At 58.8% G+C, this 26,373-nt stretch carries 25 protein-coding genes and 1 tRNA gene; 4 read left to right on the top strand and 22 right to left on the bottom strand.

All coding sequences use genetic code 11. From position 1 onward, the window contains the following. From N4A58_RS06925 to pcaD, 7 genes are all read right to left on the bottom strand, one after another. On the bottom strand, nucleotides 1-183 hold a 183-nt coding region (locus N4A58_RS06925; protein WP_293708510.1), incomplete at its 3' end, for a CoA-transferase. Continuing rightward, nucleotides 180-1,517, bottom strand: a complete 1,338-nt coding sequence (locus tag N4A58_RS06920; protein ID WP_293708509.1) for a lyase family protein — start codon at nucleotides 1,515-1,517, stop codon at nucleotides 180-182. The genes N4A58_RS06920 and N4A58_RS06925, both read right to left, overlap by 4 nt. Further along, nucleotides 1,514-2,356 (bottom strand): 3-keto-5-aminohexanoate cleavage protein, encoded by an 843-nt coding sequence (locus tag N4A58_RS06915; RefSeq protein WP_177158250.1) that lies wholly within the window; start codon nucleotides 2,354-2,356, stop codon nucleotides 1,514-1,516. Before N4A58_RS06915 ends, N4A58_RS06920 begins: the two co-directional genes overlap by 4 nt. 51 nt (nucleotides 2,357-2,407) lie before the next feature. Further along, nucleotides 2,408-3,007 carry a protocatechuate 3,4-dioxygenase subunit alpha gene (pcaG, locus tag N4A58_RS06910; RefSeq protein WP_293708508.1) on the bottom strand — a complete coding sequence of 200 codons (600 nt, stop codon included), beginning with the start codon at nucleotides 3,005-3,007 and terminating at the stop codon, nucleotides 2,408-2,410. A gap of 1 nt (nucleotide 3,008) precedes the next feature. Then, entirely contained in the window at nucleotides 3,009-3,737 is a 729-nt protein-coding gene (gene pcaH / locus N4A58_RS06905; protein WP_293708507.1) for a protocatechuate 3,4-dioxygenase subunit beta, read from the bottom strand. Continuing rightward, entirely contained in the window at nucleotides 3,730-4,116 is a 387-nt protein-coding gene (gene pcaC, locus N4A58_RS06900; protein WP_293708506.1) for a 4-carboxymuconolactone decarboxylase, read from the bottom strand. The genes pcaH and pcaC overlap by 8 nt, the downstream gene beginning before the upstream one ends. Beyond that, nucleotides 4,116-4,901 (bottom strand): 3-oxoadipate enol-lactonase, encoded by a 786-nt coding sequence (gene pcaD, locus N4A58_RS06895; protein WP_293708505.1) that lies wholly within the window; start codon nucleotides 4,899-4,901, stop codon nucleotides 4,116-4,118. The genes pcaC and pcaD overlap by 1 nt, the downstream gene beginning before the upstream one ends. An 88-nt stretch (nucleotides 4,902-4,989) precedes the next feature. On the opposite strand from pcaD, the gene N4A58_RS06890 reads away from it, so the two are divergent. Beyond that, complete coding sequence (locus N4A58_RS06890) at nucleotides 4,990-5,931, top strand: LysR substrate-binding domain-containing protein (RefSeq protein ID WP_293708504.1); 942 nt, start codon at nucleotides 4,990-4,992, stop codon at nucleotides 5,929-5,931. A gap of 100 nt (nucleotides 5,932-6,031) precedes the next feature. Next, nucleotides 6,032-6,445, top strand: a complete 414-nt coding sequence (locus tag N4A58_RS06885; protein WP_072709857.1) for a response regulator transcription factor — start codon at nucleotides 6,032-6,034, stop codon at nucleotides 6,443-6,445. Here N4A58_RS06885 and N4A58_RS06880 read toward each other — a convergent pair. The 11 genes from N4A58_RS06880 to glpD form a co-directional block, all read right to left on the bottom strand. Further along, nucleotides 6,438-7,295 (bottom strand): LysR family transcriptional regulator, encoded by an 858-nt coding sequence (locus N4A58_RS06880; RefSeq protein ID WP_293708503.1) that lies wholly within the window; start codon nucleotides 7,293-7,295, stop codon nucleotides 6,438-6,440. The two genes, N4A58_RS06885 and N4A58_RS06880, sit on opposite strands and share 8 nt — an antisense overlap. A gap of 268 nt (nucleotides 7,296-7,563) precedes the next feature. Continuing rightward, nucleotides 7,564-9,279: a methyl-accepting chemotaxis protein gene (locus tag N4A58_RS06875; protein ID WP_293708502.1), complete on the bottom strand. Its 1,716-nt coding sequence runs from the start codon at nucleotides 9,277-9,279 to the stop codon at nucleotides 7,564-7,566. A gap of 169 nt (nucleotides 9,280-9,448) precedes the next feature. Beyond that, complete coding sequence (locus tag N4A58_RS06870) at nucleotides 9,449-10,594, bottom strand: iron-containing alcohol dehydrogenase (protein ID WP_367176785.1); 1,146 nt, start codon at nucleotides 10,592-10,594, stop codon at nucleotides 9,449-9,451. Then, entirely contained in the window at nucleotides 10,594-12,081 is a 1,488-nt protein-coding gene (gene glpK, locus N4A58_RS06865; RefSeq protein ID WP_293708501.1) for a glycerol kinase GlpK, read from the bottom strand. Before glpK ends, N4A58_RS06870 begins: the two co-directional genes overlap by 1 nt. A 112-nt stretch (nucleotides 12,082-12,193) precedes the next feature. Further along, a complete protein-coding gene (locus N4A58_RS06860) occupies nucleotides 12,194-13,918 on the bottom strand; it encodes an ABC transporter substrate-binding protein (RefSeq protein WP_293708500.1) in 1,725 nt (574 codons plus the stop codon). 68 nt (nucleotides 13,919-13,986) lie between these two features. Next, nucleotides 13,987-14,259: a DUF2160 domain-containing protein gene (locus N4A58_RS06855; RefSeq protein WP_072709845.1), complete on the bottom strand. Its 273-nt coding sequence runs from the start codon at nucleotides 14,257-14,259 to the stop codon at nucleotides 13,987-13,989. Between the two features lie 24 nt (nucleotides 14,260-14,283). Continuing rightward, nucleotides 14,284-15,135, bottom strand: coding sequence for a carbohydrate ABC transporter permease (locus N4A58_RS06850; RefSeq protein WP_072709843.1), 852 nt, complete (start codon nucleotides 15,133-15,135; stop codon nucleotides 14,284-14,286). Nucleotides 15,136-15,138: 3 nt separating this feature from the next. Then, nucleotides 15,139-16,008, bottom strand: a complete 870-nt coding sequence (locus N4A58_RS06845) for a carbohydrate ABC transporter permease (protein ID WP_072709841.1) — start codon at nucleotides 16,006-16,008, stop codon at nucleotides 15,139-15,141. Beyond that, on the bottom strand, nucleotides 16,008-17,084 hold the full coding sequence (locus N4A58_RS06840; RefSeq protein WP_293708499.1) for an ABC transporter ATP-binding protein: 1,077 nt from the start codon (nucleotides 17,082-17,084) through the stop codon (nucleotides 16,008-16,010). The genes N4A58_RS06845 and N4A58_RS06840 overlap by 1 nt, the downstream gene beginning before the upstream one ends. 11 nt (nucleotides 17,085-17,095) lie before the next feature. Continuing rightward, nucleotides 17,096-18,184, bottom strand: a complete 1,089-nt coding sequence (locus N4A58_RS06835) for an ABC transporter ATP-binding protein (protein WP_293708498.1) — start codon at nucleotides 18,182-18,184, stop codon at nucleotides 17,096-17,098. A 28-nt stretch (nucleotides 18,185-18,212) separates the two neighbouring features. After that, nucleotides 18,213-19,817 carry a glycerol-3-phosphate dehydrogenase gene (gene glpD, locus N4A58_RS06830; protein WP_293708497.1) on the bottom strand — a complete coding sequence of 535 codons (1,605 nt, stop codon included), beginning with the start codon at nucleotides 19,815-19,817 and terminating at the stop codon, nucleotides 18,213-18,215. 269 nt (nucleotides 19,818-20,086) lie between these two features. Here glpD and N4A58_RS06825 point away from each other — a divergent pair, with 269 nt between their 5' ends. After that, nucleotides 20,087-20,851, top strand: coding sequence for a DeoR/GlpR family DNA-binding transcription regulator (locus N4A58_RS06825; RefSeq protein ID WP_072709823.1), 765 nt, complete (start codon nucleotides 20,087-20,089; stop codon nucleotides 20,849-20,851). Between the two features lie 60 nt (nucleotides 20,852-20,911). On the opposite strand, the gene N4A58_RS06820 is transcribed toward N4A58_RS06825, so the two are convergent. Further along, nucleotides 20,912-20,988 (bottom strand) — tRNA-Met (locus N4A58_RS06820). A gap of 72 nt (nucleotides 20,989-21,060) precedes the next feature. On the opposite strand from N4A58_RS06820, the gene N4A58_RS06815 reads away from it, so the two are divergent. Next, on the top strand, nucleotides 21,061-22,476 hold the full coding sequence (locus N4A58_RS06815) for an FAD-binding oxidoreductase (protein ID WP_293708496.1): 1,416 nt from the start codon (nucleotides 21,061-21,063) through the stop codon (nucleotides 22,474-22,476). 24 nt (nucleotides 22,477-22,500) lie between these two features. On the opposite strand, the gene N4A58_RS06810 is transcribed toward N4A58_RS06815, so the two are convergent. From N4A58_RS06810 to N4A58_RS06800, 3 genes are read right to left on the bottom strand one after another with little or no spacing between them, the layout of a single operon-like run. Then, on the bottom strand, nucleotides 22,501-24,093 hold the full coding sequence (locus N4A58_RS06810) for an ABC transporter ATP-binding protein (protein WP_293708495.1): 1,593 nt from the start codon (nucleotides 24,091-24,093) through the stop codon (nucleotides 22,501-22,503). After that, nucleotides 24,090-25,199 (bottom strand): ABC transporter permease, encoded by a 1,110-nt coding sequence (locus tag N4A58_RS06805; RefSeq protein WP_293708494.1) that lies wholly within the window; start codon nucleotides 25,197-25,199, stop codon nucleotides 24,090-24,092. Before N4A58_RS06805 ends, N4A58_RS06810 begins: the two co-directional genes overlap by 4 nt. Continuing rightward, entirely contained in the window at nucleotides 25,199-26,350 is a 1,152-nt protein-coding gene (locus tag N4A58_RS06800) for a microcin C ABC transporter permease YejB (protein WP_072709817.1), read from the bottom strand. The genes N4A58_RS06805 and N4A58_RS06800 overlap by 1 nt, the downstream gene beginning before the upstream one ends. Between the last annotated feature and the right edge of the window lie 23 nt (nucleotides 26,351-26,373).

The following is a 26,373-nucleotide window of genomic DNA, read 5'->3' as shown; positions in this document are numbered from 1 at the left end:
GCCAAAGCCATCCACACCGGCGTTGTTCGACGCAACGGTCAGACCTTTGACCCCGCTTTCCACGATCGCATCAATCAGCAGTTCGGGAATCCCGCACAGGCCAAAGCCCCCTGCCGCGATCAGCATGTCGTCGCGCAGCAGGCCATCCAGAGCCTCCGCCGCGCTGCCATACACTTTGTTCATTTCGTCTCCTCCAAAGAGTTGGTTCGATTGGCAAAGATCGCCTTTGCCTGCGCCTGCGACGGCGCGATGGCCTGACGGGGATTAAGGATTTGCACCCAGTCGATCCCGTCGGGCCCAATTTCGGACAGAGCTTCGGTCAGGGTTTTGCCCTGCCCGTTCACCAGTTTCAGAGCATCCTTCACCAGCGTTTGCGCCTCGGCACGCGGCATGTGCGCGGCAAGGGCAAAGCTGGCAGCTTCGGACATGATCGCGCCGCCGTTTGCGTCCAGCATCCGCGTCATATTCTCGGGGAAGGCTTGCAGGGTCGCGGCCAGATCGGCGCCATGACGCAATGCTGCTGCACCTGCGATCAGGATTTGCGGCAGGGCGAACCATTCCATCGCCCAACGGCCCCCGTCCCGCTCTTCTGTAGGGCTGGCCGCCATGGCGAGCATGGGGGTCAGCGCGGTGACATAGGCATTCAGCGTGACGATCGCCTCGGACGCGACGGGATTGGACTTCTGCGGCATGGTCGACGATCCGCCGCCTTTACCTGCCTTGCCCTCGGCGGCTTCGGACCGACCCATCAGGATCAGGTCGCCTGCCATCTTGGCCAAGGCTGCGGTCACGCGGCCCACCCAAGCGCCCACAGCCATGACTGCGCTGCGGTCGCCGTGCCACTGGACTGTCGCACCTAGGCCCAATTCAGACGCCAAAGTTGCGGCAATGTCTGCCCCGTGGGGTGCCACGGCCAGATTGTTGCCTGCCGCTCCGCCGAACTGGACCCGAGCGATCCGGTCCTTCAGCGCGGGCAGTTCTGCTTCCAATGCGATCAGCGGTGCCGCCCACGTAGCGATCCGCATGCCAAAGGTGATCGGAGTGGCCACTTGCGACCGGGTACGGCCACCCATAACCACATCGCCAAATGCCTCGGACTGCTGTTCAAAAGCGCCAATCAGCGCAGACACGCGATCCGCGTACAGCTCCAGCACATCACGCACGGCCATCACGGTCGCGGTGTCCACTACGTCTTGCGAGGTCGCGCCCCAGTGCAAGGCCTGCCCTGCCTCGCCGCACGCGGCGCGCAGTTGGGCAACCAGAGCTGGCACGGGAACACCCGCCGAAGCGGTCCCCTGCCCCAGTCCAGCCAAGTCCGCATCGAACCCGTCCAGCGCGGCAGCGATTGCATCGGCGCTGCCGGTTTCAGTCAGGCCAGCCGCCTCGGTCGCGCGGGCCAAAGCTATCTCAAAGGCGACCATATGCGCGGCGACCGCCTCTTCTGACAGAAGGGCGGTGGCCTGTTGATCGCCATAGAGCGGCGCCATCACGGCGCCAGTCAAAGGGGTCGGGGTCATGCGATTGCGGGGACCTTGAGGTTCAGCATTTCACGCGCTTGCTGCCATGTGGCAACGGGGCGCTCGTACTTGTCGCACAGATCGACCACGCGCTGCACCAGTGCCGCGTTCGAGGGCGCCAGTGTGTCGCGGTCGATACGTACGTTGTCTTCCAGACCGGTGCGGGCGTGACCGCCTGACGACACGGCCCAGTCGTTCAGGGTAATCTGGTGGGCACCGATACCGGCTGCGCACCAGTTGGCATCCTCGCCAAACAGGCGGTGCACGGTTTTGATGTAGTAATCAAAGACATCGCGGTCCACGGGCATTGCGTTCTTCACACCCATCACGAACTGGACGTAGGGGGTTTCTGCGATCTGGCCCTTCTTAAACATGTCGGCGGCCTTGAGGATGTGGCTCAGGTCGAAAGCCTCGATCTCGGGCTTCACGCCATATTTCACCATCTCGGAGGCCAGCCAATCGACCAGTTCCGGCGGGTTTTCATAGACACGGGTGGGGAAGTTGTTCGAGCCAACCGACAGCGACGCCATGTCGGGCGACAGGGGCAGCATACCGCCACGGGTCTGGCCCGCACCGCTGCGGCCACCGGTCGACAGCTGCACGATCATGCCGGGGCAATGCTTTTCCAAACCCTCTTTCAGGCGGGCAAAACGCTCGGGGTCCGAGGTCGGCTTGCCTTCGTCGTCACGCACGTGGCAGTGGGCGATGGTTGCGCCAGCTTCGAAAGCTTCCTGAGTGCTTTCGATCTGCTCTGCCACAGTGATCGGCACCGCAGGGTTGTTCTCTTTGGTCGGCAGCGAGCCAGTGATCGCCACACAGATGATGCAGGGTTTGGTCATGTTCGCGTCTTTCATACTGAGGGGCGCCCACTCATGGACGCCCCGAATAACTTAGATGTCGAGGAAAACCGTCTCGCCTTCGCCCTGAAGACGGACGTCGAAGCGGTATTTGCCGTCGGCGGTCTTTTTCGCGATCAGCGTGTCCACGCGGGGACGCTGCTCGATGCGGGCCAACAGCGGGTCAGTGCTGTTGTCCTCGTCCTCGAAGTAGATGCGGGTTTGCAGACCGATGTTGATGCCGCGTGCGCAGATCCAGACCGAAATGTGCGGGGCCGAGAAGCCACCACCACGGTTCGGAACTTTGCCCGGCTTCACGGTGCGCAGGGTGAACTCGCCAGTCTCGGCATCCGCAGCAAAGCGGCAGTGGCCAGTCACGGCGGGGTCTGCACCCTCTTGGCCCGCGAACCTGCCAGCCGCGTCGGGCTGCCAGCTTTCGAGCAGCGCATCGCGCATGGCCCAACCGGTGCCGTCGAAGACTGACCCAACAATCTCGATCACTTCGCCTTTGACGCCATCGGCGATGGGGCTGGTGCCGATCTCTTCGTCGTAGTAGCCCGCGTTGCCCGCATAGGTGGGCATCAAACCGATGTGGACGTAGGGGCCAGCGGTCTGCGACGGGGTCTCTACCAGAGTGTCCAGTTTCTGTACCATCTTACATCCCCTCCAGCTTGTTTTCGAACATGGTCTGGCGGCGACCGCGCAGAACGATGTCAAACTTGTAGGCCAAGAAGTCCAGCGGACGCGAGCTTGCCAGATCCAGCGGCGCGACCAGACGGTCCAGCTGGCTGCGGTTCTTGATGGTTGCCGCAATCGGGCAGTGGTTGATCAGCGGATCGCCCTCGAAATACATCTGGGTGATCAGGCGCTGACCAAAGCTGTGACCGTAGACCGAGATGTGGATGTGCATCGGGCGCCAGTCATTTCCGCGGTTCGGCCAAGGATAGGCACCGGGGCGAATGGTCAGAAACTGGTAGTAGCCGTTCTCGTCGGTCAGGGTGCGACCGCAGCCACCAAAGTTCGGGTCCAGAGGCGCAAGATAGGTGTCTTTCTTGTGGCGGTAACGGCCACCGGCGTTCGCCTGCCAGATTTCAACCAGCGTGTTGGGCACAGCGCGGTTGTTTTCATCCACCACACGGCCGTGCATCAGGATGCGTTCACCCACAGCGGGGGCCGCGCCCTTGGTCCAGTTGAGGATCAGGTTATTGTCGAGCGCCCCAAGTTTGCTGTGGCCAAAGGTGGGACCGGTTTCCTCGGAGAGGCCGGATTCCATCGACAACAAAGGCAGGTAGGGGGAACGGGCAACAGAAGTTTTATATGCAGGATCGTATGCGTCTGGGTGCGCTTCGCGATTCCGCGGAATAAGCGGGCCTAAATCAGTCATCAGATGCCGCCTCCATTTCGGCATAGGTGGCTTTCGCCAATTTCAAGGCATGGTTCGCGCGTGGGACCCCGGCGTAGATGGCAACGTGCTGAAAGGCTTCCAGAACGTCACGCGTGCTTGCGCCGGTACGGGCAGTGGCCCGGATATGCATGGGGATCTCTTCGAAGTTTCCGGTCGCGGCCAGCAGGGCCAGCGTGATCATCGAGCGTTCGCGGCGGCTGATGCCGTCCGAGGACCAGACAGTCCCCCATGCGCCCTCGGTGATCAGGGTTTGGAAAGCGAGATCGAAATCGGTTTTGTTGGCCTCGGCGCGGTCTACGTGGGCATCGCCCAGAACTTCGCGGCGGGTTTTCATGCCGGTGTCAAAACGGTCGGACATCAGGCTGTGGCCTCCAGAAAGTCATTGATAAGTTTTGCAACCACTTCGGGCTGCTCGACACAGGGCAAGTGGCCCGCGTCTTCGATAATGTGGAACGCAGCACCGCAAAGCTCGGCAGTAGCTTGAACGATTGCGGGGGGCGTGCTGCCGTCCTGATCGCCTGCCATTGCAAGCACGGGCAGGGTCAGGGCGCGAGTGCTTTCAGTCAGGTCCGCCGCAGCGATGGCCTGACAGCAACCGATGTAGCCCTCGGCGGGGGTACGGCACAGCATGTTGCGCCATGCGGCCATCTGAGACGGCTGACCGTTTCGATAGGTCGGCGCAAACCAGCGTTCCAGAATGGGGTCGGCCAGCGATTCAATGCCGCCCTTGCGGACTGCGTTCACGCGGGTGTTCCACATGTCGTCGGTGCCGATCTGGGCTGCGGTGTCCATCAGGACCAAGGCTTTGACCAGATCGGGACGCTTGGCCGCAAAGCCCTGTCCGATCAGACCGCCAATCGACAGCCCGACAAAAGTGATGTCTTTCAGACCCAGATGCTCGGCAAGGTTCTCTGCATCACGGACCAATTCGCCCATCGCATAAGGCGCCTCGGGGCAATCACTCAGCCCGTGACCGGGCTTGTCGAACCGAACGATGCGCAGACCTTCGGGCAGCAAAGGCAGCAAGATGTCCCAGACCCGCAGATCGGTCCCGAGCGAGTTGCCAAACATCACCACGCGGCCATCCCGAGGACCTTCGTCACGGAAATGAACCATCATCTGATCGAACAAAACAGTCTGCATGTGAATCTCCCTGAGCTGGTGTTTGACATGACCAGACCTCTATGAAAATTATAAATAGAGAAAAAATACATAACCCATGAGTTATGACATGATTGACCCTCACATTCGGATGCGTCACATCCGGTGCTTTCTGGAAACAGCCCGCCTTGGCAGTCTGAGCGCGGCCGCGAACGCCCTGAACGTCAGCCAACCCGCCGCATCCAAAACCATCAAAGAGCTTGAGGATATTCTTGGCGTGCCAATGTTCGACCGCTCTGGCAGGCGACTTGCGCTGACCATGGCAGGCAAACTGTTCCAGCAGCACGCCGGTTCTGCGATGATCGACCTTCAGCGCGCGCAAGATTTGGTGCGCGAGGCCCCACGTGCCCCGTCCCGCCTGTCCGTCGGCGCTCTGCCCACTGCGGCCACGTTCCTGCTGCCCGAGGCGGCACTCAAATTCCGCGATATGCACCCCGATTGCCTGCTGCGCGTGACGACCGGACCGAACTGGATGCTGTTGTCGCAGCTCCGCGAGGGGGCATTGGATATGGTCGTCGGGCGGATGCCACCTGCCGGTGCGGTCGAAGGTCTGAGCTTCCGGCAGCTCTATTCGGAAAAAGTCGTGCCCGTGGTCAGGCCAAATCACCCTCTCTTGTCGCGCTCTTGGCAATTGGAGGAGATCGGAAACTATCCGCTGATGCTGCCGCCATCAGGGGCGGTGATCGCGTCCTCGGTGCGGTCCTATTTGCACTCCATTGGCCTGAACAATGTCAGCCCCGCGTTCGAGAACGTGTCGCTCGCCTTTGGCCGGCGGGTGGTACAGCGCTCTGACGTGATTTGGTTCATTTCGCACGGGGTCGTCGGTGCGGAACTTGAGAATGGCACTCTTGCGGTGCTTGAACTCGAAGGCGATCTGCTTGGCGGGCCTGTGGGCGTGTCAATGCGCGACCAAACTCTGTCCAGCGCAGAGCAACGAGATTTCGTGTCAGTTTTGCTCGAAACCACCAAAGCGCACCCCACGCGGATGTACCGTAACGACCATTCTGGTTAACAACGCATTTACCCCAATGCAATTCCACACCTTTCAACCCAAGGGTGAGTCGATCAATATGCAAAAGCAGAGATAAAACAGTCAAAATGGGTCGGCCCTGATGCAGATCGCAATTCTCGAGGACGACTCCCTACATGCTCAACTCATGATGCGCTGGCTGTCCCGATGCGGACAGCACTCTGTTGAGGTTTTTGAAAAGCCAAATGAGTTTCTGAATTTTTGCCACGCATCAAGAAGCGCGGGCTGCGTCATCATCTTGGATGCTTATATTGATGGGGCGCTGAGCGGCGAACTCATTCGTTCAGTGCGCGCCCTGAATTCGAAAACTGCCTGCGCGGGGATTATACTGACTTCCAGCCTGCCAGAGATCCACGGGCAGGCATTCGTCGCAGCCCACGACGTCGATGTCTTTGTCGACAAGGATATGCTGAGCGAAAGCGCGCTAGAAATTGCCGCGACCCTTGCCGCGCGGGCGGGTGCCCTGCGTCAACTGGCTGCGACGCCGATCAGCTAACCGCTGCCAGGGCCAAGCGCGGCAACACCAGCGCGTTGTCTTCAGTGCAAAGGGATTTGCGCGTTGCAGCGATCAAGTCCTGCCCGAGCTGCTCATTCTCGCGGATCGTCGGCAGATAGAGGTAAACTTCATCCTCGATTACCGGGAAACTGTCGACGAGCCGGAGCCCCCTCTGACTGAGCGCGAGATCAACAGGTAGAACGACCACGAGCGGGTTTTTGCGAACAATATCCATCACGCCAGACACATCCTCGGTCACAACCGTGGGCGCACCAAAGGCCTGATGCAACGCCGCATGTAGGCGTTCATCCCGTCTCGCAGAGCCGACTTTGACCCAACCCCGCAAGTCCTTCTGAAAATTAGCCCCACACCAAACCGCGCGGCGCACGTGACCCACCGGCACCTGCATCAGGTCCATATCCTCAAGCGCATTGCAGCTAAGCGCACATTGGATGTCGCCGCCCCGCGAGGCTCCGTCTAAGGTGGTAAACGTCACGTTCAGATCTGGTCGTTCCGCGGCCAAGGCGCTGATACCCGACATCGCCACTGATCCGCGCGTGGTCTCGTCAAGTCGAACTATCACGCTCGTGATGTCCGCATTTTGCTTTTCTGATAGATCCGCGAGCCGCCATTCCGTTTGCTCGGCCCAAGAAATAAAATGCATGGCAAAGGGCGTCGCCGTCCAGATCACACCCTTCTTGGTGAACAGCGGTTGGCCCATTTCTTCGCTAAGTTTGTGGATCCGGCGTGACACGGTCGCGACATTTGCCCCGATGTAAGAGGCCGCTGCCGACATGGTCCCGAACCGGTGTAGCGCTAGGCAGATGCGTAGATCGTTCCAGTTTTCCATGGCAAATCGTTATCCAAAATAAAATAATTCAAAGACGCCAGACGCAGCGCGCTGCATCCTGCTCAAAAGCTATCTCTGAAAGTTGTACTCCGAATGTGTGTTCGAATTAGGGCGCACACGACAAAATTGCATTAATTTTTTTGCATATAATTAAAACTGACGCAACGGAAAGATGTTCGATCCCACCGACATAAAATCGCAAGATGAGATACAAATACGCGAAGGTGCCACGCTCGGCACCTTCGCATCGCGATATTTTGACTTAGCGTTATCGCGCTTGGCTTGCGATAAATGCCTGTATTTGCTTCATCATCTCAGGGGAGACACCCTGCATCATATCCTGAGCAGTGTTGGCTGTTGCAGTAGCTTTCCTGCGCGGGCGCAGTTTGAACCTTTGCATTTGACCTTTGACCGATTGCGTTGCTGCTTCCATCTCGGCAGCTGCTGCGGCCAATTCGTCCGATTGGCTGGTCACTGACATACTGCTTTTGGTTATCTCGTTCACCGCCTGACTGATCTGCGTGATCCCGCGGGATTGCTCGGCGCTGCTGCTTGCGATGTTCGCCATCAGAACGTCGATCTTCTCGATATCCGAAGTGATGCTTACAAAGGACGACTGCGTTTCATCGGCCAGCGCCACGCCTGCCTTCACCTTGTTGCCAGAGCTTTCGATCAGGTCCGAAGTTTCCTTAGCCGCTTGGGCCGAACGTCCTGCCAGATTGCGCACTTCTTGGGCTACGACGGCAAAGCCGCGTCCGTGTTCGCCTGCTCGGGCTGCCTCAACCGCTGCGTTCAGCGCCAACAGGTTCGTCTGGAAGGCAATTTCGTCAATCACCTTGATAATTTTGCCAATATCCGTCGATGCGCCGCGGATGTCATGCATGGCCGCGACCATTTCCGCCATCTTCGCTTGCCCGTCAGTGGTCACCCCACGGGCCGCCGTCACAACCTTGCTGATCGAAGCACTAGAGTCTGCGTTGCTGCGCACCATCTGGTCAGTCTCTTCGGTGGTCGCCGAGATTTGCTCGACGGCTGTAGACTGCATCTGAGCATCACCCGACAAGGACTGCGCCGAGGAACTGATCTGCGTGATCGTCACCGAGATCTGGTTAATCTGCTCATTGATTTCGTGAATCGTATTGTTCAGCGAGGCATAGGCCAGCTCGAATGCTTCGATGATATCACGATAGGCGCCATCGTAATTCTCGGGGGTAATCACCTGATCCAGATTGCCGTCTACGATGGCTTGCGACAGCCCTTGAATGTCGTTCACAACAGTCTTGAAGGCGCGGCGGACGTCCTCAATCGCATCGTTGATGAACTTGCGTTCGCCGCTGAACTGCTCGATTTCAAAATCCAAATCGCCTTTGGCAAAGGCCTGCATCGCGACGATGATCTTTTTCTTGGTGGTAATGTGGCCGTTAACCATCTCGTTCACTTTGGTCGCAATCGACGCATATTCTGCATCCAACCCATCGGGCGAGATAACGCTAGTGATCATGCCATCCTGATGCGCAGCGGCCATGTCCAGAACACCCGAGATCAGCCGTTCAACCTGGGTTTGAGCATCCTTGAGTTCGGTCTGGTCCTTCCATTCGACAAAAATCGACACGAGGTTGCCGTCCATGTCGAACTTTGGCGTCGCGCGGAATTCCAAATGTTTGCCGCCGATGGTGAACTTGCCGTCATGGGGTTTCAGCATTCCAGAGACCAGACGGCGCTGATAGGCGGGGTTCTTGTGGAATTGATCGATCGATTTATTCAGAACGCCGCGGGCCTGGAACTTGGGCAGGTCCTGCTGGATGTCCGGTTCAATCGCCTCGAACATCTTGTAGGCGGCGTCGTTGACGAAACGGATAACCATTTCATTGTCGGCAATCATGACGGGATTGGACAAGACGTTAAGTGCTTCCAAGGCATCAACATTCTCCCATTCTCCGTGAACAAGTTCACTTGCGGCGGGGCGGGCAGTCATTTGTACCATAGGCGTTTTTCCATCGAAATGTTGTAGCGGCAGCCGGACGTTCGAAGGAAAAAATGACAATCTTACGGATCTACAGGGACGTCCGTCTCATACAAAGAAACGCCCAAAACTATCCCTAGATTAGAGGAAAGGTATTACATTTGCGCAATTTTGATATTGCGCGAAGCCGCTACATAAATGTCTTGGCGATCATTTTGGTCAAGCGGTCCTGCGGGATCGTCACGGGATTCCCCTTCATTGACGACGACATAGCGGAAGCCTCGGCGATCCTTTCGGCATCAATCAAAGTATCTACAAGAGTGCTCAATCTCGGTAGGCCAGCGCTGTCTATCCAACGATCTAACGCATCAATTGCTTGCTCAGGGTCGGTCCCGAGCGCCGTCGCGATCCATTCCTTGACGCGTTGCAGCCTCACCCGCGTATCCTCTGGCAAATCGGGCGCGGCTTCGTGGTCCCGAAGCACTGGGCACAAGAAACGCCCGCACAAAACGCCGTGCGCGATACCCGTCGTTCCCCCAAGCACCCCCGCTACGCCGTGCACCGCCCCAAGGCCCGCATTCGCGAGCGCCAGGCCACCATACACGCTGGTCAAAGCCATTGCGTCGCGCGCCTCGGTATCCTCGGCCTTCATCAGCCGGACAAGAGCGGAAAGCCCCATCGGGATTGCGTCCCGACACAAGGCATCGGTCAGCACTGTCGCGCGGGACGACAGGTAGGGTTCGATGACCTGTACGATCGCGTCCAACCCCGAGGCCAAAGTGACCGAGGTCGGGCAACCATCCGTCAGAGCAGGGTCGATCACGGCCAGATCCGCAAGCATGCGATCGTCGCGCAGGCTGACTTTGCGGGACGCTTCGGGAATGCCGATCACCGCATTCTTGGTGACCTCTGCGCCTGTGCCTGATGTGGTGGGGACCGCCACGAATGGCAGAGGTGCCGCCTCTAGGGGTTTACCTTCGCCTACCACCTCGAGATAGCGCATCGGCCCTGCAGGGGCGGGTACCAACGCCGCCAAAGCCTTGGCCAAGTCGATAACCGATCCGCCACCCACTCCGACAACCACGTCGATCTGCGATTCTCTGGCCTCATCGACCAAATCAAGTAGTAACGGCAAGTCCGGCTCGCCAGCGCCATAGACCACCGTGACCGCAGCGCCACCAGACTTCAGGTCCCGCTCTAGCGTGTCCGCCCAAGCAACAGATCGACCACGCACCAAGAGCACACGCAAGCCGAGTGCGGTCACCGCAGGGGCGACCATGCTAGACTTGCCGCGGCCAAATTCGATGCGGGCGGGGGCGGCCAGAGCGAACTGCATCAGACGCTCATCGTGGCCTGAACAGCGCGCTTCCATGCGTCGTACTTGGTCGCGCGGGTTTCGTCGTCCATAGAGGGGTCGAAGTGCTGCTCAATCGCCCATGTTTTGGCGAACTCTTCCATGGGCGGATAGACGCCAGCCTTCATGCCAGCAAGCCAAGCGGCGCCAAGCGCAGTGGTTTCCAGCACAGTCGGGCGGTCCACAGGCGCGCCGATGATGTCTGACAGGAATTGCATGGCCCAGTCGTTGGCGCTCATCCCGCCATCCACGCGCAGGGTCGCTTCGCCGCCTTCGTTCTGCCAATCGGCGGTCATCGCCTCCAGCAGGTCACGGGTTTGGTAGCCGACACTCTCTAGAGCTGCTTTGGCGAACTCGGCAGGGCCAGAGTTGCGGGTAAGGCCATAGACCGCCCCACGACACTCTGCATCCCAATAGGGCGCACCAAGGCCGGTGAACGCGGGAACGAGGATCAGGTCCTGACCATCATCCGCTTGCTTTGCGAGCGGCAAGGTTTCTGACGCGCTGCGAATGATCTGCAGACCGTCCCGCAACCACTGGACTACCGCACCCGCGATAAAGATCGAGCCTTCCAGGGCGTAGGTCGGCTTGCCATCCAGCTGGTAGGCGATGGTCGTCAGCAGACGGTTGTTCGACCGAACAGGCGTGTCGCCTGTGTTCAGCAGCGCAAAGCACCCCGTGCCATAGGTCGATTTCAGCATGCCGGGTTTGAAACACGCCTGCCCCACGGTCGCGGCCTGTTGGTCGCCCGCGACGCCAAGGATCGGGATCTCTTTGCTGAAGAGATCCGCGCGCGTCACGCCGAACTCGCTGGCGCAATCCTGCACGGTCGGCAGCATCTCCATCGGGATGTCTAGCAGATCGCAGATCGTCTGCGACCAGCGCCCTTTGCGGATATCATAGAGCAGCGTGCGCGCGGCGTTCGTGGCGTCGGTCACATGGGATTTGCCCCCCGTCATCTTCCAGATGAGGAACGTATCGACAGTCCCAAACAGCAGCTCGCCATTGCGGGCGCGTTCGCGGGCACCGTCCACGTGATCCAAGATCCACTTCAGCTTGGTCCCCGAGAAATAGGGGTCCAGCAGCAGGCCGGTGCGGTCGGTGAACATCTCTTCGTGGCCAGCGGCCTTCAGCTCTTTGCAATAGTCTGACGTGCGGCGGTCTTGCCAGACGATGGCGTTGTAGATCGGCTTGCCGGTGTCTTTTTCCCAAACCAAGGTGGTTTCGCGCTGGTTGGTGATGCCGATGGCAGCGATGTCGTTGGCACTGATGCCGCAACGTTCGATCACTTCGCGGGCCGTGCCAGCGGTGGTGGACCAGATATCCGCGGGGTCATGCTCGACCCAGCCTGACTTTGGGAAATGCTGCGTGAATTCTTCCTGAGCGGTCGCGCGCAGCTTCATCTCGCTGTCAAACAGGATCGCGCGGCTGGATGTGGTGCCCTGATCGATTGCTAAAATATACGTCATCAGGGGGCCTCCTCTGCCTCGGTGCAACGTGGGGACTTTTTCTAATTTAACGGGAATTTGCAAACAACAAAGGGCGAGGCCATGACTGGCCCCGCCCCTGTTTCAAAACCGCTTACTTCCAGCTGGCGATCAGCTCGTCGTAGGAAACGGTCTGGGGCTCTTCACGCTCGTTCTCGAGCTTGGCCTTGGGCGAGCCGGGCTGCGACAGCCAGTACTCGGGGTCCTGCTCCTCGTTCAGCTTGGGACCGATATCACCCTGAACGCCGGCGCGCTCAAGACGCTCCAGAACCTTTTCCTGATCGGCGCAGAGCGAGTCCATTGCCTCTTGGGGAGTCTTGGCACCCGACATTGCATCGCCGATGTTCTGCCACCACAGCTGAGCCAGCTTGGGGTAGTCAGGCACGTTGGTGCCGGTCGGCGACCACTGAACGCGGGCGGGCGAACGGTAGAATTCGACCAGACCACCCAGTTGCGGTGCGCGCTCGGTGAACGAGTCGTGCTGGATGGTGGACTCGCGGATAAAGGTCAGACCCACGTGCGATTTCTTCACGTCCACAGTCTTGGAGGTGACGAACTGCGCGTAGAGCCATGCAGCCTTGGCGTTGTCGACAGGGGTCGACTCCATCAGAGTCCACGAACCGGCGTCCTGATAGCCAATCTTGGTGCCTTCTTCCCAGTAAGCACCGTGCGGGCTGGGAGCCATGCGCCACTTGGGAGTGCCATCTTCATTCATGACCGGCAGGCCTTCTTTGACCATGTCGGCGGTGAAGGCAGTGTACCAGAACATCTGCTGTGCGATGCTACCCTGTGCGGGCACCGGACCTGCTTCAGAGAAGGTCATACCGGCTGCTGCAGGGGGCGTGTACTTTTCCAGCCACTCGATCGATTTGGTGATCGCGTAAACCGCTGCGGGGCCGTTGGTTGCGCCGCCACGGGCCACGCACGAACCGACAGGCTGGCTGTTTTCGTTAACGCGGATACCCCATTCGTCGACGGGCAGACCGTTGGGCTCACCCTTGTCGCCAGCACCAGCCATCGACAGCCACGCATCGGTGTAACGCCAGCCAAGGCTCGGGTCTTTCTTGCCGTAGTCCATGTTGCCATAGACGCCCTCGGACGGGCCGCCCGCATAAGACATGTCACGACCGGTAAAGAACTCTGCGATGTCCTCATAGGCCGACCAGTTGACCGGAACACCTAGATCGTAGCCGTACTTGGCTTTGAAGTCCTCTTGGGTCTTGGGATCGTTGAACCAGTCGTAGCGGAACCAATAGAGGTTCGCGAACTGCTGGTCGGGCAGCTGATACAGCTTGCCATCGGGGCCGGTGGTGAACGAGACGCCGACAAAATCGTCGATGTCGAGGTTCGGGTTGGTGACGTCAGCGCCTTCGCCTGCCATCCAGTCGGTCAGGTTGCGGGCCTGCTGGTAGCGCCAGTGGGTGCCGATCAGGTCGGAGTCGTTGATATAGCCGTCGTAGATGTTCTGGCCCGACTGCATCTGTGTCTGCAGCTTTTCGACCACGTCGCCTTCGCCGATCAGGTCGTGGGTGACCTGGATGCCGGTGATCGCGGTGAAGGCAGGCGCCAGCACTTTGGATTCGTATTCGTGGGTGGTGATGGTTTCAGAAACCACCTTGATTTCCATGCCCGCAAACGGCTGCGCGGCATCCACGAACCACTGCATTTCGGCTTCCTGCTCGGCCCGGCTCAGCGCGGACAGCTCACCGATTTCCTCGTCGAGGAACTGCTTCGCAGCCTCCATATCCGCGAACGCGGGGCCGGACAGCAGGGTCAGCGCGATGCCCAGTGCCGTAGTTGATTTGAAAAACGGGTTCATAGTTTCCTCCCTATATTGAACCGTTCACATATTGGCCGGCGGTCGTTGCCGCCGGCAGAGGTCAGCCTTTAGACCCAGCGGAACACCGCCAGAGCGTAAACAAGGCAAACCCCCAGAGCGTAGGGCTGGTTGTCCCCCACCAACCCCAGCCATGCGAGGTTGATGAAAGCAGAGCCCAGAAGCGTGATGAACAGACGATCACCGCGCGTCGTTTCGATCCGCAGGACGCCCGTGCGGGGCGTCTCGGGGAATTTGATAGCCAGCACCGTAAAGGTGAGCAGCAGCATCGCAATCACACCAAAGAAGATTGCAGTCGGCCAAGTCCATGCCATCCAAGCCATTGATCGATCTCCTATTCTTCGGGGTTACACACGACCCAGGGCAAAGCCCTTGGCGATGTAGTTGCGGACAAAGTAGATCACGAGCGCACCAGGCACGATAGTCAGGACACCCGCGGCAGCCAACACGCCCCAGTCCATGCCAGAGGCCGAAACCGTACGGGTCATTGTGGCGGCGATCGGCTTGGCCTCGACCGAGGTCAGGGTGCGGGAAAGTAGCAATTCCACCCAAGAGAACATGAAGCAGAAGAATGCTGCCACACCCACGCCGCTGGCAATCAGAGGCATGAAGATCTTGATGAAGAACCGTCCAAAGCTGTAGCCGTCGATATAGGCGGTTTCGTCGATCTCTTTGGGAACGCCGCGCATGAAGCCTTCCAAAATCCAAACGGCGAGCGGCACGTTGAACAAGCAGTGCGCAAGGGCAACCGCGATGTGCGTATCGAAGAGCCCGACCGAGCTATAGAGCTGGAAGAAGGGCAGCGCGAACACGGCGGGCGGTGCCATGCGGTTGGTCAGCAGCCAAAAGAACAGATGCTTGTCACCCATGAAGCTGTAGCGGCTGAACGCATAGGCTGCGGGCAATGCCACCACGATGCTGATGAAGGTGTTCATCACAACGTAGATCAGCGAGTTCACGTACCCCATGTACCAACTGGGATCGGTCAGGATCGTCGCATAGTTCTGAAATGTCAGATCGCGGGGCCAAAGCGAGAAATCACCAAGGATTTCCGCATTGGTTTTCAGGCTCATGTTCAGCAGCCAATAGATCGGCAGCAGTAGGAACAACAGGTATAGGCCCATGACGATGGCGCGGGTATTCACTTTTACCGCGGGCTTGCTGCGGGCAGCGGATTGATTGACGGTCATATCGGCCATGGATCAGCTCTCCCGCTTATCAAGGTTGGTCATGACGGTGTAGAACACCCACGAAATCAAGAGGATCACTAGGAAGTACATCAGAGAGAAGGCTGCTGCCGGTCCCAGATCGAATTGCCCAAGCGCCATCTTCACGAGGTCGATCGACAAGAAGGTGGTTGCGTTGCCGGGGCCACCGCCGGTGACAACGAACGGCTCGGTGTAGATCATGAAGCTGTCCATAAAGCGCAGCAGGATCGCGATCATCAGAACACCCATCATCTTGGGCAGTTCGATGTAGCGGAAGACTTTCCAGCGGCTGGCTTGGTCGATCTTGGCTGCCTGATAATAGGCGTCGGGGATCGACTGCAGACCGGCATAGGCGAGCAGCGCCACCAACGAGGTCCAGTGCCATACGTCCATCACGATCACAGTGATCCACGCGGCGTAGAAGTCCTGAGTGTAGTTGTAGCTGATGCCCAATTTATCCAGCGTGTAGCCCAGAAGGCCAATGTCCACGCGGCCAAAGATCTGCCAGATGGTGCCCACCACGTTCCAAGGGATCAGCAGAGGCAGGGACATCAGAACCAGACAGAAGCTGGCCCAGAAGCCTTTTTTCGGCATGTTCAGCGCGACGAAGATGCCCAGCGGGATCTCGATCGCCAGAATGATCGCAGAGAACACGATCTGACGACCCAGCGCGTCCCACATCCGGTCCGAGTGTAGCAGTTCATCGAACCAATCGAGACCGGCCCAGAAGAACTGGTTGTTCCCGAAAGTGTCCTGAAACGCGTAGTTCACTACGGTCATCAGCGGGATCACCGCCGAAAACGCCACAAGGATCAGAACAGGCAGGACCAGAAACCATGCCTTTTGGTTGACTGTCTTTTCCATCAGGCGACCTCCCCCTTAACGCGCCAGTCGTTGGCGTAGACGTTGACGTGGGCGGGGTCGAAGCTGACGCGGTTCATGTCCGCGCTGATCGGGGTGCCCTCGTTCGCGATAATGTTGATGTCGCTGCCAAAGAACTCGGCGCGAATAATTTTGTGACGGCCCACATCTTCGACGCGGCGGATTTTCACCGGCAGACCCTCTGTCTCGGACAGGGTCGCGAACTCGGGACGCACGCCGATTTCGACTTTGCCGTCGATTGGCTCATAGCCACGGCCTAGTTGCACGTAGCTTCCGTTCACATAAGCGCGGTCACCGTCCACTTTGGCAGGAATCACATTCATGCCGGGCGAGCCGATGAAGTACCCGACAAAGGTGTGCTCGGGCGTTTCGAACAGCTCTTCCGGGGTGCCGATCTGAACAACTCGGCCGTCGTACATAACCACAACCTTGTCCGCAAAGGTCAGAGCCTCGGTCTGGTCGTGGGTCACGTAGATCATGGTGTGACCGAATTCGTGGTGCAGCTTCTTCAGCTGGGTCCGCAGTTCCCACTTCATGTGGGGGTCGATCACGGTCAGCGGCTCGTCAAACAGCAACGCGTTCACGTCCTCGCGGACCATCCCGCGGCCAAGGCTGATCTTCTGCTTGGCGTCAGCGGTTAGGCCGCGCGCCTTGCGGTCGAGTTCCGCTTCCATGCCGATCATGTTGCCGATCTGTTGGACTCGCTCGGCGACGTATTTGGGGTCCGCGCCACGGTTTTTCAGCGGAAAGGCTAGGTTCTCGCGCACCGTCATGGTGTCGTACACCACGGGGAACTGGAACACCTGCGCGATGTTGCGCTCGGCGGTGGGCGCGTGCGTTACGTCCTGACCATCAAAGAGGATGCGCCCCTGCGACGGGGTCAGCAGCCCCGAGATGATGTTCAAAAGGGTAGACTTGCCGCAACCGGACGAACCCAGCAGCGCATAGGCTTCGCCATCGACCCAGTCGTGGTCCAGCTGCTTCAGCGCGAAATCATCCTCGGACGTAGGGTTCGGCAGGTACGAATGGGCGAGGTTATCAAGGGTAATCTTGGCCATGGTCCTCTCCCTTAAGCGGCGGCTGCGTAGGCGGCAGGGGCAACCAGCTTGCCGTCCTCGCCAAAGATGTAGACGTGGCTCGGGTCCAGATAGACATCGAGCGGCGCGCCAAGCGTCAGGTTGTGCACCCCGTGCACCAGACCGACCCAGCGCTCGCCGTGGTGATTAAGGTGAACAAAGGTTTCCGAGCCGGTCAGCTCTGTCACAACGAGGTTCGTGGTAAACTTCATCGCATCGGCAGTGTGTTTGCCAATCTCGACGTGGTTGGGACGGAAACCAGCGATGTAGCGGCCATCCGGCAAGTTCGCCAAGGCGCCGGTTGCGGGGGTCTTCTGGCCTTTGCCGAACATCAGAACGTGGCCGGTCTTGCTGATCTGCAAGAAGTTCATGGGCGGATCACTGAACACACGCGCGGTGGTCGCATCTACGGGCTGACGATAGACCGAAGGGGTCAGACCGAACTGGGTCACACGGCCTTCCCACAGAGTGGCGCAGTTGCCGCCAAGAAGCAGAGCCTCTTCGGGTTCGGTGGTCGCGTAGACGAAAATGCTGCCCGACTCTTCGAAAATCTTGGGGATCTCGATCCGAAGCTCTTCGCGCAGTTTGTAGTCGAGGTTCGCCAGAGGCTCATCCAGCAGCACCAGACCCGCGTTTTTCACCAAGGCCCGCGCTAGTGCGCAGCGCTGTTGCTGGCCGCCCGACAGTTCCAGCGGCTTGCGCTGAAGCATCGGGGTCAGTTTCATCAGGTCGGCGGCTTGCTTGACCGCGGCGTCAATCTCGGCCGAGGTTTTGCCCATCAGCTTTAGCGGAGAGGCAATGTTGTCGTAGACGGTCATCGAAGGGTAGTTGATGAACTGCTGGTAGACCATCGCGACCTGACGGTCCTGAACACGCATTCCGGTCACATCCTGACCGTTCCACATGATCCGGCCCGAGGTCGGGACATCTAGACCAGCCATCAAGCGCATCAGAGACGTCTTGCCCGACAAGGTCGGTCCAAGCAGCACATTCATCGTGCCGGGCTGCAAGACCAGATCGGTCTCATAAATATGGGTCTGGCCGCTCACGACCTTTGTGACCCGCTCAAGAGCGAGAGTCATTGTTCCTCCTCCCAGTCGTTCGATCGCATCATTGCGCCGCTTGCGCGGCCCCGATGCTCCGAGCGTCACTCATCCACTGGTCCAGCGCCGCGACCTGTTCAGCCGTCAAACGCAGACCCAATTTGCTACGCCGCCACACGACGTCTTCGGCTGTTTGCGCGTATTCGCGTTCCATCAGCCAGCGGACCTCAGCCTCGGTCAAGGTTGCCCCGAAGTCACGCCCAAGTTGCTCCGCTTCCCGAACGTCTCCCAGCACTTCCGAGGCCTCGGCCCCATACGCACGGATCAAGCGACGTGCCCAAAAGGGCGTCAGGAACGGATATTTTTGTTGCAGATCAGCAATCAGCTTTTCGGTGTCGCTAACCGCAAAGTTCCCGCCCGGCAAGGCAACACCGGCGGTCCAAGTGCCTGGCGCTTGTGGGAAATATTCTTGGATATGCTCCAGCGCGCTCTCGGCCAGTCGGCGATAGGTTGTGATCTTGCCGCCAAAGACATTCAGCACGGGCGCACCGCCAACGGCATCAACCTTGAGCGTGTAGTCGCGGGTCGCAGCCGTCGCACTGCTTGCACCGTCATCATACAGCGGACGCACGCCAGAATAGCTCCAGACGATATCGTCGCGGGTCACCGGTTGCTTGAAATAGTCCGAGGCAAAGGACAGCAGGTAATCGCGCTCTTCATCGGTGCACTCGGGCTTGATCGAAGGATCGGTATGCTCGGCGTCTGTGGTTCCGATCAGGGTAAAGTCCTGCTCGTAGGGGATGGCGAAAATGATCCGGCCATCGGTCCCTTGGAAGAAATAGCACTTGTCGTGATCGTAGAGCTTGCGGGTCACGATGTGGCTGCCACGGACCAGACGAACGCCTTCGGTGCTGTTCGAGCGGATCTTGCCGTGGATGATATCGCCGACCCAAGGCCCCCCCGCATTCACCAGCATCTTGGCGCGGAAACGGCGCTGAACACCAGTGTTCGTGTCCTGCACGATCACTTCCCACATGTCGTCGACACGCACGCAGGACATAACTTTGGTACGGGTCATGATCTCGGCGCCGCGCGCCTCGGCGTCGCGAGCGTTCAGGACAACCAGACGCGAGTCCTCGACCCAGCAATCGGAATACTCATAGGCCTTTTCGAAGCGCTCCTGCAGCGGCGCGCCTTCGGGGCCTTGGGTCAGGTCGACAGTCGAGGTGCCGGGCAAAATTTCGCGCCCACCCAGATTGTCGTACATGAACAGGCCCAGACGGATCAGCCACGCGGGGCGGCGCCCCTTCATCCATGGCATCACAGTATTCAGAATGCGCGAGGTCGGAGTCGAATTCTCGAAACGCATGTCCTTGTGGTAAGGCAGCACGAAACGCAAGGGCCAGCTGATATGCGGCATCGCCTTGAGCAACACTTCGCGTTCGATCAGCGCCTCGCGCACCAGACGAATCTCGAAATATTCCAGATAGCGCAGGCCACCGTGAAACAGCTTTGTCGAAGATGAAGAGGTTGCAGAGGCTAGATCATTCATCTCGGCCAAGGCGACACTCAGACCACGGCCAGACGCGTCGCGCGCAATGCCGCACCCATTGATGCCCCCGCCAATAATGAACAGGTCAAAAATCTGCTGCGTTTCGCCAGATGCCGACACAGGGTCCTCCCTCAACCGCGCTTCGGTTCGAGGGAAAAGCTACGCCTGAACGCAGAAAAAGGAAACCTAAAATGTTCGTTAATGTTCGCTTTCAGGTATCCGACTGAAAAATATTGTGAAATCTGTATGACATGATCTACTTTCCGCAGTGCAGCGCAAGATTGTTGCGCCGCAAACCGCTCATATTTGCGATTCGAGGGTGATTCGTTTGCTGATTCTTGAATAACGAACAAAAACGCGCATAATCGAGCGATGCTTGGAGGAGAGCCATGTCCCAGACACTACGTCATCCAGAGATTCTGGAGATTGCCCGCCGCGAGGGCAAAGTCACCGTCGAGGGATTGGCCGCCCATTTCGGCGTTACACTGCAAACAATCCGCCGCGATCTGACCGATCTGGCCGACGGCGGCCATCTGGAACGTGTGCATGGCGGGGCCATTCTGCCCTCTGGCACCACGAACATCGAATACGAAGAGCGTCGTCTGCTGCAGTCCGACGCTAAGATTGCGATTGCCCAAGCCTGCGCCGCGCGAATCCCAGAGAATGCCTCGATTTTCCTGAACATCGGCACCAGCACAGAGGCCGTGGCCTCTGAACTCCTGCGTCACCGCGACATGATGGTGGTGACGAACAATCTCAACGTCGCACATATCTTGGGGCAAAACTCGGATTGTCAGGTGATTGTGGCGGGCGGCACCCTGCGGCGATCTGATGGAGGCTTGATCGGGAATTTGACAGTGCAGGCGATTGCCCAGTTCAAATTCGATCTGGCGGTGATCGGCTGCTCTGCGCTTGACGAAGATGGGGACATTCTGGATTTCGACGTCCAAGAGGTTGGCGTGAGTCAGGCCATCCTGCGGCAGTCACGCAAAACGTTCCTCGTTTCGGATGGCTCTAAATTCCAGCGGAACGCACCTGCCAGAATCGGATCGCTCGCTGATCTGGATGCATTCTTCACGGATCGCCCCCTGCCCCGAGATCTCCAACAAAAATGCGAGCGTTGGGGAACTGAAGTGGTCATTGCGCAGCCATAAACGGCGCGCTGTCATCAGGCATAACCAAATGTTTCTTTTATCAAAACTGTTTGGGAAACCTGGTAGCGGAGGAGGGACTTGAACCCCCGACACGCGGATTATGATTCCGCTGCTCTAACCAACTGAGCTACTCCGCCATCTGGTGGACGCTGACTTAAGGCCACGGTAAAGGACCGTCAAGCGCCAAAAGCCCTGAAATGGAATTTTTAATGAATTTTCTCGCCAGCCTTGCCGAAGCCCTGCCGCAGACTCTCCTTTTGACCGGCGCGGATTGCGCACCATGGGTCAAGGACTGGACAGGCGCGTGGACAGGCGATCCCATGGCTGTGATCCGACCCAGCTCGACAGAAGAGGTGTCGCGGATCATGCAGCTCGCGCACGCCCATGGAGTCCCCGTGGTTCCCGCCGGTGGTCTAAGCGGGTTGGTTGGCGGCACACACGCGCCGGATGCGCTGGTCCTCTCGGTCGACCGCATGACTCATATCCGCAAGATCGACCCTGTGACCCGCGTGGCAGTGGCGCAGGCTGGCACCATCTTGCAAACTCTTCGCGAAGCTGCGGCTGAACAGGGCCTGCAGTTCCCCATGACCTTTGGCGCCCAAGGATCAGCGACCATTGGCGGGATCCTGTCCACAAACGCGGGCGGCTCGAATGTCCTGAAATACGGGAACACGCGGGATCTGTGCCTTGGGATAGAGGCTGTCCTGCCCGACGGCACCGTTCTGGATCTGATGTCCGCGCTGCGCAAAGACAATACAGGCTACGCGCTGAAACATCTACTCATCGGGGCCGAGGGCACACTTGGGATCATCACTGCCGCCACTCTCAAGCTCTACCCGACGCCGCGCGTCCGGACGACCGGGTTTCTGGCCTGCGCTTCGCTGGCTGACGCCCTGACAACCCTGAACCGACTGCAAGAGGCGAGTTCGGACGCAGTAGAGGCGTTTGAATTCATGCCCGCAAACTACATGGCGGCTTATACCGACCTGCACCCAACCGAACGCGCGCCCTTTGACGCGACTTATCCCGTGAACATTCTGGTCGAACTTGCCTCCACCGCGCCGCGCGATGCAGCGCTCAGCCCTGAGGGCGTTCCAATTCTACAAGACACGTTCGAAGCCAGCCTCGCCACGCTGATGGAGGATGGGCTCGTCACTGACGCAGTGATCGCGTCGAACGACACGCAACGTGCCGCCTTCTGGAAAATCCGCGAAAGCGCCGCCGAACTTTCGCTCCATGGGCCGCGCGCTGCGATCATTAACGACATTGCTTTACCCCTCGACGAGATCCCCACATTTTTCGATCGCATGGCCGTGGCCCTGCCAAAGGTCGACGCCGGCGCGACGGACATGACGGTCGCGCACTTGGGAGACGGGAATATCCATTACACCGTGCGTCCGACGTCGCCCGATTTGAAGGACGCGATCATGGCTATGGTCGAAGCAGAGGTCCGTGAACTTGGTGGCTCGTTCTCAGCAGAACACGGTGTAGGCCTGTCAAAACTAAACAGCATGGCACGCCACAAGCCCATTGCAGCGTTGGCCACCATGCTGGCAATCAAGAATGCGATTGATCCGGCAGGCATCCTGAACGCGGGCAAAGTGATCCCGCCGCTAGAAAGCTAAAAGAGACTGGCTCAGCTGCCAGCTTCAAACAGCTTCGGAAAACGCCGCCGCCAGAAGATCGCGCGTATAGGGGGTCTGCGGGTTGGTGAAAACGTCTTCGGCGGCACCTGCCTCGATCACATCACCATTCCGCATGACCATCACTTTGTGCGACAGCGCGCGCACAACCCGTAGATCGTGACTGATAAACAGATAGGCCAGCCCGTACTTCTGTTGCAGGTTCCGCAGGATATCGACGATCTGTACCTGCACCGTCATGTCCAAGGCAGACGTCGGCTCGTCCAGTACCAGTAGCTTGGGCCGCAGAATCATAGCCCGAGCAATCGCAATCCGCTGACGCTGGCCGCCCGAGAACTCGTGGGGATAGCGGTGCATGAAGTCAGGGTTCAGCCCGACCTCAGACATCATCTCTGCCACCAGATCACGCGGGTTCTTGCCCGGATCAACTCCGTGCACACCAAGCCCTTCGCTGATCACCTGCTCGCAGGTCATACGCGGGCTGAGGCTACCATACGGATCCTGAAACACGATCTGCATGTCACGGCGCAGTTTGCGCAACTCTTTGGTTTTGTACTTTCGCACATCTTGGCCATGTAGCCAGATCCCGCCTTGGCTTTCGATCAAGCGCATGATCGCCAGTGCGGCCGTGGTCTTGCCCGACCCGGACTCGCCCACAATGCCCAAGGTCTCTCCGGCATGCAGGGACAGGGTGGCATCATTGACAGCCTTCACGTGGCCGACAGTTCGTTTCAGCAACCCCTGCTGGATCGGAAACCAAACTCTGAGCCCTTCTGTCCGCAAAACCTCGGGCGCATCGGGCGCTAGGGGCAAGGCTGTGCCGGTGGGCTCTGCCGCCAGAAGCTTCTGGGTGTAGGGGTGTTGCGGATTGGCGAAAATCTCGGCTGTAGGGCCAGTTTCCACGATTTGCCCATCCTTCATTACGCAGACGCGATCGGCAATCCGGCGCACGATACCCAGATCGTGGGTGATGAACAGCAGGCTCAGGCCTTCTGCCCGCTTCAATTCTGCCAGCAATTCCAAAATTTGCGCCTGAATGGTGACGTCAAGCGCCGTGGTCGGCTCGTCTGCGATCAGCAGCTCCGGCTTGTTAGCCAGGGCCATCGCGATCATAACACGCTGCCGCTGCCCCCCTGAGAGCTGATGCGGATAAGAGCCGAGCCGCTTTTCAGGGTCACGAATGCCCACGCGGTCCAGAAGGTCAATGATCCGATCCCGCGCCTGATTGCCTGCAATCCCTTGGTGCAGGGCCAGACTTTCCCCAAGCTGTTTTTCCAGCGTGTGCAGCGGGTTCAAAGAGGTCATCGGCTCTTGGAAGATGAAACTGATGTCGTTGCCGCGGACCTTGCGCAATTGCGCATCCGACGCCGTGACCATGTCCTGCCCCTGATACCGGACTGCACCCGAAACCTCTGCCGCGTCTCCAAGCAGCTGCACCGTCGACAGCGCGGTCACTGATTTGCCAGAACCGGACTCGCCCACCAGCGCGACAGTTTCGCCCTTGGCCACTGCAAAGGACACACCTTTGACTGCCTGAACTGATTGACCGTCCTGTCGGAAACTTACTTTGAGGTTATCGACCTCGAGAACATTCGTCATTTGAAGGTTTTCCTCGGGTCAAAGGCATCGCGTATGCCTTCGAAGATAAAGACCAGCAGCGACAGCATGATCGCAAAAGTGAAGAAGGCGGTGAAGCCCAGCCAAGGCGCGTGAAGGTTCTGTTTGGCTTGCAACGTCAGCTCGCCCAACGACGGCGCGGACGACGGCAGACCAAAGCCCAGAAAATCCAGACCCGCCAGCGTGCTGATTGTGCCAGTAATAATGAAGGGCATCATGGTCAACGTCGCGACCATCGCGTTCGGAAGCATGTGGCGGAACATGATGGTCCAGTTGCTGACCCCCAGCGCCTTGGCCGCGCGAACGTATTCCAGATTGCGCGCCCGCAGGAATTCGGCCCGAACAACGCCCACAAGCGAGGTCCAACTGAACAGCACCGTAAGCAACACAAGGAGCCAGAAACTGCGCCCCAAGATCGCGAACATGATGATGATGATGTACAAAGACGGGGTCGCACCCCAAATCTCGATCACGCGCTGGAAGATCAGGTCAAGCCATCCGCCAAAGAAGCCCTGAAGCGCCCCCGCGATGATCCCGATGATAGACGCACACGTGGTGACGATCAGGGTAAAGATAATCGACAGACGGAAGCCATAGATCACGCGTGCCAAAACATCGCGAGTCGTGTCATCAGTGCCAAGCCAGTGATCACTATCGGGCGGGCTGGGGGCCGCGCGTCCAATGTCATTCGGCGTGTCATAGCTGTAAGGGATTGGCGGCCAGAGCATCCAGCCGGTCTCGACGGGCTCACCTTCGACGGTGCCGTTTGTCTGCGCCTCTTCCATGTAGCCTTCGGGGTCATCCCAGCAGAACTCGGACCCACCCGTCGCGATGAGGCATTTTACCTCGACATCGCGGTAGATGGCTTCGGTTTTAAAGTCGCCACCAAAGGCTGTCTCTGGGTAGAAGTTAAAGACCGGCGTATAGAATTCACCGCGGTAGCTCACGAGGATCGGTTTGTCGTTCGCCAGAAACTCGGCAAAGAGCGACAGCCCGAACAGAACGCAAAACAGGATTAGCGACCAGAACGCGCGCCCGTTCGCGCGGAAGTTCCGCCAACGGCGCTGGTTCAGAGGAGACAGAGCCATCAGCCTTCCCTCCGTTCGAAGTCAATCCTTGGGTCCACGACCACGTACATCAGGTCCGACAGGATGCCGACGACCAGACCGATCAAGCCAAACACGAAAAGCGTGCCAAAGATGACTGGATAGTCGCGCGCTACCGCTGCTTCGAACCCCAAACGGCCCAAGCCATCCAGCGAAAACAGCGTTTCGATAATCAGGCTACCGCCGAAGAACACGCCGATAAACACTGCGGGGAAGCCCGCGATCACGATCAGCATCGCGTTTCGGAAGACGTGACCATAGAGCACTGCCTTCTCTGACAGGCCTTTGGCGCGGGCGGTCATGACGTACTGCTTCTTAATCTCATCGAGGAAGCTATTCTTGGTCAGCAATGTCAGCGTTGCGAAGGCCGAAATCGTGCTCGCCAGCACTGGTAGAGCGATGTGCCAGAAGTAGTCGATGATCTTGCCCCCCAGACTCAGGCTATCCCAATTGTCGCTGGTCAGACCGCGCAAGGGGAAGATTTGCCAGTAGGAGCCGCCCGCGAACAAAACGATCAGCAGGATCGCGAACAAGAAACCGGGGATCGCATAGCCCACGATAATGGCGCTGCTGGTCCAGACGTCGAAACTGGTGCCATCGCGCACCGCCTTGGCGATACCCAGCGGGATCGACACGATGTAGGCGATCAAAGTCGACCACAGCCCAAGTGAGATCGACACCGGCATCTTCTCCAGCACGATCGCAAAGACGGGCGAGTCTCGGAAAAAGCTCTCTCCGAAATCAAGGTGCATGTAATTCCACATCATGATGCCAAAGCGCTCAATGATCGGGATATTCTCTTTGGTGCACTCCTCGGCCTCGATGGAGGGCGTGCCTTCGAAGCCATCTTCACAAACGATGCGGGCGAACCCGTACTCGACCTCTAGACGGGCAATGAACTCTGGCGGCAAGCCGCGCGCACCGAGGTAGCCACTGTCCGTGTCACCGCCGACATTGGCATCGTTGCCACCGCCCGCGATACCTTCGAACACGTCGCCTTCGCCTTGGAAGCGCGCGATGGCCTGCTCAACCGGACCGCCCGGGACGAACTGCACCAGTGCGAAGTTGATGATCATGATCCCGATGAGTGTCGGGATCACGAGAAGCAATCGCCTCAGAATATAGGCGCCCATACGGCAAGTCCCCTAACGTCGTC

Origin of the sequence: Donghicola sp., from assembly GCF_025210255.1 — a bacterium.
In the GTDB taxonomy this organism is placed as follows: domain Bacteria; phylum Pseudomonadota; class Alphaproteobacteria; order Rhodobacterales; family Rhodobacteraceae; genus Donghicola; species Donghicola eburneus.
This window is presented reverse-complemented; position numbering and strand designations above follow the sequence as displayed.